Here is a 7507-nt window from a genome sequence, read left to right as displayed (position 1 = left end):
GGCCTGAACCGCGCGCAGGGGTCAATGGCGGCCGAAGGCCGCCCGCGTAGCGGGCGCGAAGCGCCATTGACGCCGAGCACGGTTCAGGCATCCACCGGCCCCGTCGGTCGAGATGTGTGAATACGCAAGCCCCGCCAAGGGCGGGGAGAGGAGAGCCCTGGCATTCCGCCAAGAGCGATGGTGAAGGTTTGCGCAAACGTCGCCGCCCCCTCTCCCTGCGCGTTTCGCGGGGAGAGGTAAGGTGAGGGGCGGGGGGATTGGCCCCGCTCCCCGCGCTGTGCAATCGGCAGTTGGCCGATTGCAGAAGGTCTGATTTCGTGTGAGTAGCCGAGGATGGTCGCCATTGGACGGGCCGACGCCGAACAGATTAGTCCCAGTCCGAGAACCGGTTGTGGCGGCCGCGCTCATCTCAGGCGCCCGGATTGCGATTGGGCGCCGAATATCGACGCCTCGTCGGGCGTCAAACGCCGCGCCGATGCCCATCGCGATATAGAGGACCATTCAAGAACGGGACATTCCATCGAGAGCGCATGACAATTCTGACTGTGAAACACGTCACCACCTACGCCTATGGCGTGCCCGTTCGCTTGGGCGAGCATCGGATGATGCTCCGCCCGCGCGACAGCAACGATCAGCGGCTTCTCGACGCGACCCTCGATATTGAACCCCGTCCCCAAAACGTCCGCTGGATTCACGACGTCTTCGACAATTGCGTTGCCATCGCGAACTTCGCCGGAAATACGCGAAGCCTTCGGGTCGAGAGCAATATCGCGTTGGAACACACGCCCTTCGAGGGACCCGAAGTTCTGCTGGAGGATCGGGCGCGATACTATCCGTTCTCATACGACGGAGAAGAAATGCCCGACCTCGCGCGATCGATCGAGCGGCATTACGCCGACCCTTCTGGAGAGCTTGATCATTGGGTGCAGCGTTTTCTCCGCCAAGGGCGGCCAACGGAGACCGGGACGCTGCTGATGACCTTGACCTATGCGATCAAGGAAGGGCTGTCCTATGAACGCCGCGCCGCGAGGGGAACGCAAAGCCCGCTGCAGACGCTGGCTTCCCGACGCGGTTCGTGCCGCGATTTCGCGACGTTGATGATGGAGGCGGCGCGGGCCTTGGGGTTCGCCGCCCGCTTTGTCTCCGGCTATCTCTACGTCCCCGATCGTGACACGGGAGAGCGCCATCTCGGCGGGGGGGCGACCCATGCATGGTGCCAAATCTACCTGCCGGGCGCAGGCTGGGTTGAATTCGACCCGACCAATGGCATTGTCGGCAATCGCGATCTCATTCGCGTCGCGGTCGCGCGGGAGGCGCAACAGGCCATTCCCCTTCACGGTTCGTATTTCGGCGACGCCGAGGCCGCGGAGGGAATGGATGTCACCGTCAATGTTCGACGGCTCCCGGAACGGGAACCTTCGACCAATCTTGAAGGTGATGGTTCGGAGGAGAAATAACGTCCTCCTAGGCTCCGCGCGCTGTTCGCGCTTAACACGTCGTTCCGGGCCACGCGCCTTGGATGCTCGTACACGAGGGTCGCCAAATGCTCATCCGAGCAGGCTTTGACATCGCCTTTCAATGCCCGGCGCAGACGTCGATGCTGCTTCAGGTCAACATCCATCCCTCGCGCGAGGCCGACTTGCGTTCGCCGGATGTCATCGCGTCCGATCCCCGACTGGCGATGAGCGACTATCTCGATCATTTCGGCAATCGCGTCACCCGTGTCGAAGTTCCGCCGGGCCTTGTCACATTCTCCAATCGCTTCACGATCTACGACTCGGGCGAACCGGACGAAACGCCCCCCGACACGCCCTTGACGCCAATCGGCGGTCTCCCCGATGACGTGTTGTTGTTCCTGGTTTCGAGCCGCTATTGCGACAGCGACAAGCTCGCCGATTTCGCCTGGTCGAGGTTCGGGGGGATAGCCGGCGGTTATCGGCGCGTGCGGGCGATTTGCGATTTTGTCCATTCGAAAATCCGCTTCAGCTACCCCGACGCGCGCGCCACGCGTATCGGCGTGTGCCGCGACTTCGCCCATCTCGCCGTCGCGCTTTGTCGCTGCATGAACATCCCGGCGCGTTATTGCACCGGCTATCTCGGCGACATCGGCGTTCCGGTCGATATCAACCCGGCGGATTTCAGCGCCTGGTTCGAAGTCTTTCTCGATGGGCGCTGGTACACGATGGACGCGCGTCACAACCATCCCCGCATCGGCCGCATCGTCATGGGACGCGGTCGCGACGCAGCGGACGTCGCGATTTCGACAGCCTTCGGCGTCGCCAATCTCGTGCGCTTCGAAGTGGTGACCGACGAGCAAGCGCAGAACCCCTAAGTCGCTTGTCGCCTTCCTCCCACTCCTGGTCGTCGAAAGCGCCTCGCCGGCGCGGCGTCCGCCTTCGAGAACCGCCTCATTGGCCAGATTGGCGGCGGCAATGGGCGCAAGACGGCCGTCCGGACTGACCCACGACCCAGCCGTGCAGCGGCATGACGGCGACGGGTCGGCGTGGCCGCGCTGCTCCGGCTTGATCGCGTCGCGCCAGCGCTTGACCTCGGACCGATCCGAAAAACCGACCATCGCCGCCCCGCGCCCCTCACCTTACCTCTCCCCGTGCGTTTCGCGGGGAGAGGTAGGGGCGCGAGGGGTTGGCCGCGCGAGCTCGGCGGCGTCGCGAGGCATCGCCCCGGCGTCGCAGCGGCGGGGTGATTGCTTTCGATGACGATCACCGGGCGAACGCAGCGCCGCTCCCATCGTCCGCGGCGGCGTCGCGCTCCGCGCGAACGTCACAAGCTCCATCTCGCAAAACCCAGACCCGTCTCGCCTCGCCGCGCTCTGCGACGCTTTGCAGCAGAGAAGAACCGCAAGCGCGCTCGGCGGTCTCTCTCCGTCGCACGACCGGGCGATCCCCTCGCTGCGCCGCGGCAAAGCCGAGGTCGCGACGCAGCCGGGGAGCGACCGTCGCTGTCGCGTTGCGAGATGCGGCGGCGCAAGGCGTCGCAGTCGGGTCGCTTGTGTTTTGGCCGCCGTTGTGGCTCGCTAGCGCCGTGCAGCTAACACAAGCGACCTGCGGCGCTTGGCGAACCTGAAATTTCGCCTACCCGGAGCGTCAATAACGCCAAAAGCACTAGCTGTGCGCTCGGCGCGCCCGATTGCGCCGGATTGCTTGTGATGGGAGGAGAAAGAATATGCGCAAAACAACTTTGGCGGCTCTCGCCGCGGGCGTAGCTATTGCGCTCGCGTCGCAGCCGACGCTTGCGGCCGACAAGCTCAAGATCGGCTTCCTGCCCGGCGTGGTGGATCCGTTCTATCAGGTCATGCAGCTTGGCGTGGAGAAGGCGGCCAAGGATCTCGGCGCCGAAGTCGTCACGCAAGTTCCGCCGACCTGGGGCGTGGAGGCGCAGACCCCGCTGCTCGACGCCATGGTCGCGCGCGGCGATCTCAACTACATCATCATCGCCCCGGTCGATAAGGACCAGATGGTCGGCCCGCTCAAGACCGCAGCCGATCACGGCATCAAGATCATCACCGTCGACACTTATCTCGGCGACGGCGATTATGTGAAAGGCCCGGTGAAATTCCCGCTGAGCTACATCGGCTCGGACAACATCGAGGGCGGACGCATCGCGGCGCGCGGCCTCGCCAAGGCGATCGGCGGCAAGGGCTCGGTCTACATCAATTCCACCAACCCGAACGTCAGCTCGGTCGAGGGCCGCGCGGTCGGCTTCAAGGAAGTGATGGCCAAGGAGTTCCCCGACATCAAGGTGATCGGGCCCGACTTCAACCTCGACGATCCCAACAAGGCGGCGCAGCAGACGGCGGCGGTTCTTTCGCGCGAGCCTAACCTCGCCGGCGTGTTCGGCACCAACGTGTTCAGCGCCCAGGGCGCCGGCACGGCGGTGGTCAACGCCGGGCTCGGCGGCCACGTTCAGGTCGTCGCCTACGACGCCACCCAGCTCGCCATCGAACTGATGGACAAGGGCGTCGTCAGTCTGGTGCTGGCCCAGAAGCCGTTCGATATGGGCTATCTCGCGGTCGCCTTCGCGGCGTCGGACGCCGCTGGCGTCACCAGCCTGCCGCCGCGCGTCGAGACCGGCTTCGCCATCATCGACAAGGACAACGTGAAGGATCCCGCGATCGCGCGCTTCATCTACAAGGTCAAGTAATCAGCCGACGCGACGGCTCGAGGGCGGCTCACTCGGTTTGACGAGCGAACCGCCCCAGCCGGCCGCGACCTCAGGATCGCTTGGCGAAGGAAGCAAAACGTGACGGTTCGCGGCTCGATCGTCGCCCCCGCCGGCGCCCACGGCCCCGGCGAGGGCTCCTCGCTGAAACGGCTGGCGCTGTTCCTGAGCCGCATGTGGGCGTGGTTGTTTCTCGCCGTGATGGTGTTGTTCTTCGTCGTCGCGGTGCCGCTGTCGACCGGCGGCTCGGTCAATTTCCTCACCATCCGCAATTCGCAGAACATCCTCGTCGCCATCGTTCCCGTGCTGCTGCTCGGGCTCGGCCAGACCTTCGTCCTGATCGCCGCCGGCATCGATCTCAGCGTCGGTTGGGTGATGAGCCTGGCTTCGGTGCTGTCGGCGCTGGCGCTGCGCGACGCCTTCAATTCCGGCGCGCCGCTGCCGGTGGCCGTGCTGGCCGGGCTCGCCGCGGCGCTCGCCGGCGCCGGCGTGGTCGGCTTCCTCAACGGTTGGATCATCGCCAAGCTGAAGGTTCCCGCCTTCATCGTCACGCTCGGCAGCTCGTTCATCGTCCGCGGCGTCGCCTATCTGATGAGCGAGAACTCGACGGTGATCGGCCTGCCGGCCGGCTTGGGCGCCTATGGCAACGACGCGCTGATCTACTATATTTCCGGACCCGGCGGCGGCGTCTACTTCCTCCATCGGCCCGAGGTTGGCGGCGAGCTGCTGCGGCGGATGGAGATCATCCTGCCGTATCCGGTGCTGGCGACCGCCTTCGTCCTCGCGCTGATGATGTTCCTGCTGCACAAGACCCAGTTCGGCCGCCACACCTACGCGATCGGCGGCAGCATGGACGCGTCGGTGCGCAGCGGCATTCCCGTCGATCGCCATGTCATCAAGGTCTACATGCTGTCGGCGGCGACCGCCGGCGTCGCGGGGTTCCTCTCGACGCTGCGCTTCACCGCGGGCTCGGCGGTGATCGGCGATTCGCTGCTGCTGTCCTCGATCGCGGCGGTGATCATCGGCGGCGTCAGCATGTTCGGCGGCGCGGGAACGGTGATCGGCACCGTCATCGGCGCGCTGATCATCGCCGTGCTGACGACCGGGCTGGTGATGCTCAACGTCGACGCCTTCTGGCAGTTCATCGTCGTCGGCACGGTGGTCATCGTCGCCGTGCTGATCGACCAGTCGCGCGACCTGATCATCGGCCGGCAGCGCCGGGGGGCCGCGCAATGAGCGACGCGTTGCTGCAAGTGCGCAACCTGCGCAAGAGCTTCGGCGGCCTGACGGCGGTCGACGACGTCAGCCTGGAGGTGCGGCGCGGCGAAGTCGTCGGCCTGCTCGGCGACAACGGCGCGGGCAAATCGACGCTGATCAAATGCGTGTCCGGCGTCTACCAGCCCGACGCCGGCGAGATCGTCTTCGACGGCGCGACGATGACGTTCACGACGCCGATGGACGCGCGCCGCCACGGCATCGAGACGATCTACCAGGACCTCGCGCTCGCCAACAATCTCGACGTCGGCGCCAACATCTTCCTCGGTCGCGAGGTCAAGAAGCGTTGGTTGGGCGGGCTCGTCCACACGCTCGACGACAGGCGGATGGCGCAGCAGTCGCGCGTCACCCTCGACTCGCTGCAGATCCGTTTCCCGACGCTGACCCAACCGATCGAGACCCTGTCGGGCGGCCAGCGGCAGGCGGTGGCGATCGCCCGCGCCGTCTATTGGGACGCCAAGCTGATGATCATGGACGAGCCGACCAACAACCTCGGCGTGCCCGAACAGCACAAGGTGCTCGAGCTCATCCGCACTTTGCGCGACCGCGGCGTGCCGGTGGTGCTGATCACCCATGTCCTGCCCGACGCGTTCGCGGTGACCGACCGCGTCGTCGTCATGCATCGCGGACGGAAAGTGGCGGAGAAGGTCACCGCCCAGACCAACACCGAGGAACTCGTCCAGTACATGGTCGGCGCGCGCGACGACGACGTGGCGGCGTGACGGGGAGGGGCGGCGTGTGCGCCCAAAACATGCTGCATTCAGGCCAACCCGCCGTCATGGCCGGGCTTGACCCGGCCATCCAAACTGTATCGGTCGGACAGGCGCTTCTGCGGCGGGCGTCATCTCAGAGCGTCGCCGCTTGGATGGCCGGGTCAAGCCCGGCCATGACGCAGATGGCGATTCCGATCGATTCCAACTCGCTCTATCGCGCCAGATAGCGCCGCAGTTCGCGCTCGAACTCGGGAAAGTAGCGCGCGATCACGCTGAGGTCGAAGCGCGACAGGATCGACTCCTTCGGCTCGCGGTCGAGCAGGAAGCGGAACGCCGCTTCGACCGTTCGTTCCGGCGTCGCGCCGCCGCCGAGCCGGGTGAAGTCGGCGGCGCTCAGCGTCACGCGATGTCGCGTCGCGCCGCGCCCCTCGGCGACTTCGACCTCGAAGACGAGCGGATCGGCGCCGGGCAGGGGCGTGACGGTGACGGGCATGTCATGCTCTCTCGATTTGGCCTACGCAGCGCGCTCGCGCCTCGACGGCGCTCTCCGCAAAGGCCGGAAAACGCGCGCGACGAAGCCGCCAACGCGGAATGCTCGTACTTTGTCAGGAGTGTAAGGCCGCGATTTTCCCCCGCCTTGCCGCGCCAAAGCCTCGCCGCTATAAGCGCCGCGGCTTTTCCCGTCAGCAAGAAGCGAAACCTAAGATGGCTCTCGAACGCACCTTCTCCATTCTCAAGCCCGACGTCACCCGCCGCAACCTCACCGGCGCGGTCAACGCGCGGATCGAGGCGGCGGGCCTGCGCATCGTCGCCCAGAAGCGGGTGCAGATGACGCGCGCTCAGGCCGAGACGTTCTACGGCGTGCATCGCGAGCGGCCGTTCTTCGGCGAGCTGGTCGAGATGATGACCGCGGCGCCGGTGGTGGTGCAGGTGCTCGAAGGCGATGACGCCATCCAGCGCTATCGCGACGTCATGGGCGCGACCAATCCGGAAAAGGCGGCGGCCGGCACGATCCGCAAGGATTTCGCGCTGTCGATGGGCGAGAACTCGGTCCACGGCTCCGACGCGCCGGCGACCGCCGCGGTCGAGATCGCGCAGTTCTTCTCCGGCAACGAGATCGTGGGGTAAACCCCTTCTCCCGCTTGCGGGAGAAGTGGCCGACTTCGTCGGCCGGATGAGGGGGAGCGGGCGACCTGCCCTCACCCCGGCCCTCTCCCGCACGCGGGAGAGGAGGCGGTCACGCCGCCGCTTCGCTTGTCCGCGGCAGGGCGGCTTGGGCGCGCTGCATCAGCGCCTCCTCCATCCGCTCGGCGACTTCGCGCAAGAACGGGTTGCGGGTC

Annotated in this window: 7 protein-coding genes; 6 read left to right on the top strand and 1 reads right to left on the bottom strand. The window is 66.1% G+C overall.

The genetic code is table 11. The annotated features are described in order from the left end of the window. Nucleotides 1–530: 530 nt before the first annotated feature. The 5 genes from ABSF49_RS19730 to ABSF49_RS19710 all read left to right on the top strand — a co-directional run bounded on the left by ABSF49_RS19730 (nucleotide 531) and on the right by ABSF49_RS19710 (nucleotide 6176). Entirely contained in the window at nucleotides 531–1457 is a 927-nt protein-coding gene (locus ABSF49_RS19730) for a transglutaminase family protein (protein WP_424114343.1), read from the top strand. A gap of 86 nt (nucleotides 1458–1543) precedes the next feature. Further along, nucleotides 1544–2332 carry a transglutaminase-like domain-containing protein gene (locus tag ABSF49_RS19725; protein WP_424114342.1) on the top strand — a complete coding sequence of 263 codons (789 nt, stop codon included), beginning with the start codon at nucleotides 1544–1546 and terminating at the stop codon, nucleotides 2330–2332. A gap of 851 nt (nucleotides 2333–3183) precedes the next feature. Further along, entirely contained in the window at nucleotides 3184–4161 is a 978-nt protein-coding gene (locus ABSF49_RS19720; RefSeq protein ID WP_424114341.1) for an ABC transporter substrate-binding protein, read from the top strand. 99 nt (nucleotides 4162–4260) lie between these two features. Further along, nucleotides 4261–5415 (top strand): ABC transporter permease, encoded by a 1155-nt coding sequence (locus ABSF49_RS19715; protein WP_424114340.1) that lies wholly within the window; start codon nucleotides 4261–4263, stop codon nucleotides 5413–5415. Then, complete coding sequence (locus tag ABSF49_RS19710; protein WP_424114339.1) at nucleotides 5412–6176, top strand: ATP-binding cassette domain-containing protein; 765 nt, start codon at nucleotides 5412–5414, stop codon at nucleotides 6174–6176. The genes ABSF49_RS19715 and ABSF49_RS19710 overlap by 4 nt, the downstream gene beginning before the upstream one ends. A gap of 202 nt (nucleotides 6177–6378) precedes the next feature. Here ABSF49_RS19710 and ABSF49_RS19705 read toward each other — a convergent pair whose 3' ends face one another. Continuing rightward, nucleotides 6379–6660, bottom strand: a complete 282-nt coding sequence (locus ABSF49_RS19705; protein WP_424114338.1) for a hypothetical protein — start codon at nucleotides 6658–6660, stop codon at nucleotides 6379–6381. A gap of 212 nt (nucleotides 6661–6872) precedes the next feature. On the opposite strand from ABSF49_RS19705, the gene ndk reads away from it, so the two are divergent. Beyond that, complete coding sequence (ndk, locus tag ABSF49_RS19700) at nucleotides 6873–7295, top strand: nucleoside-diphosphate kinase (RefSeq protein WP_424114337.1); 423 nt, start codon at nucleotides 6873–6875, stop codon at nucleotides 7293–7295. Nucleotides 7296–7507 lie beyond the last annotated feature (212 nt).

This window comes from Roseiarcus sp. (genome assembly GCF_049514155.1).
Taxonomy (GTDB): domain Bacteria; phylum Pseudomonadota; class Alphaproteobacteria; order Rhizobiales; family Beijerinckiaceae; genus Roseiarcus.
This window is presented reverse-complemented; position numbering and strand designations above follow the sequence as displayed.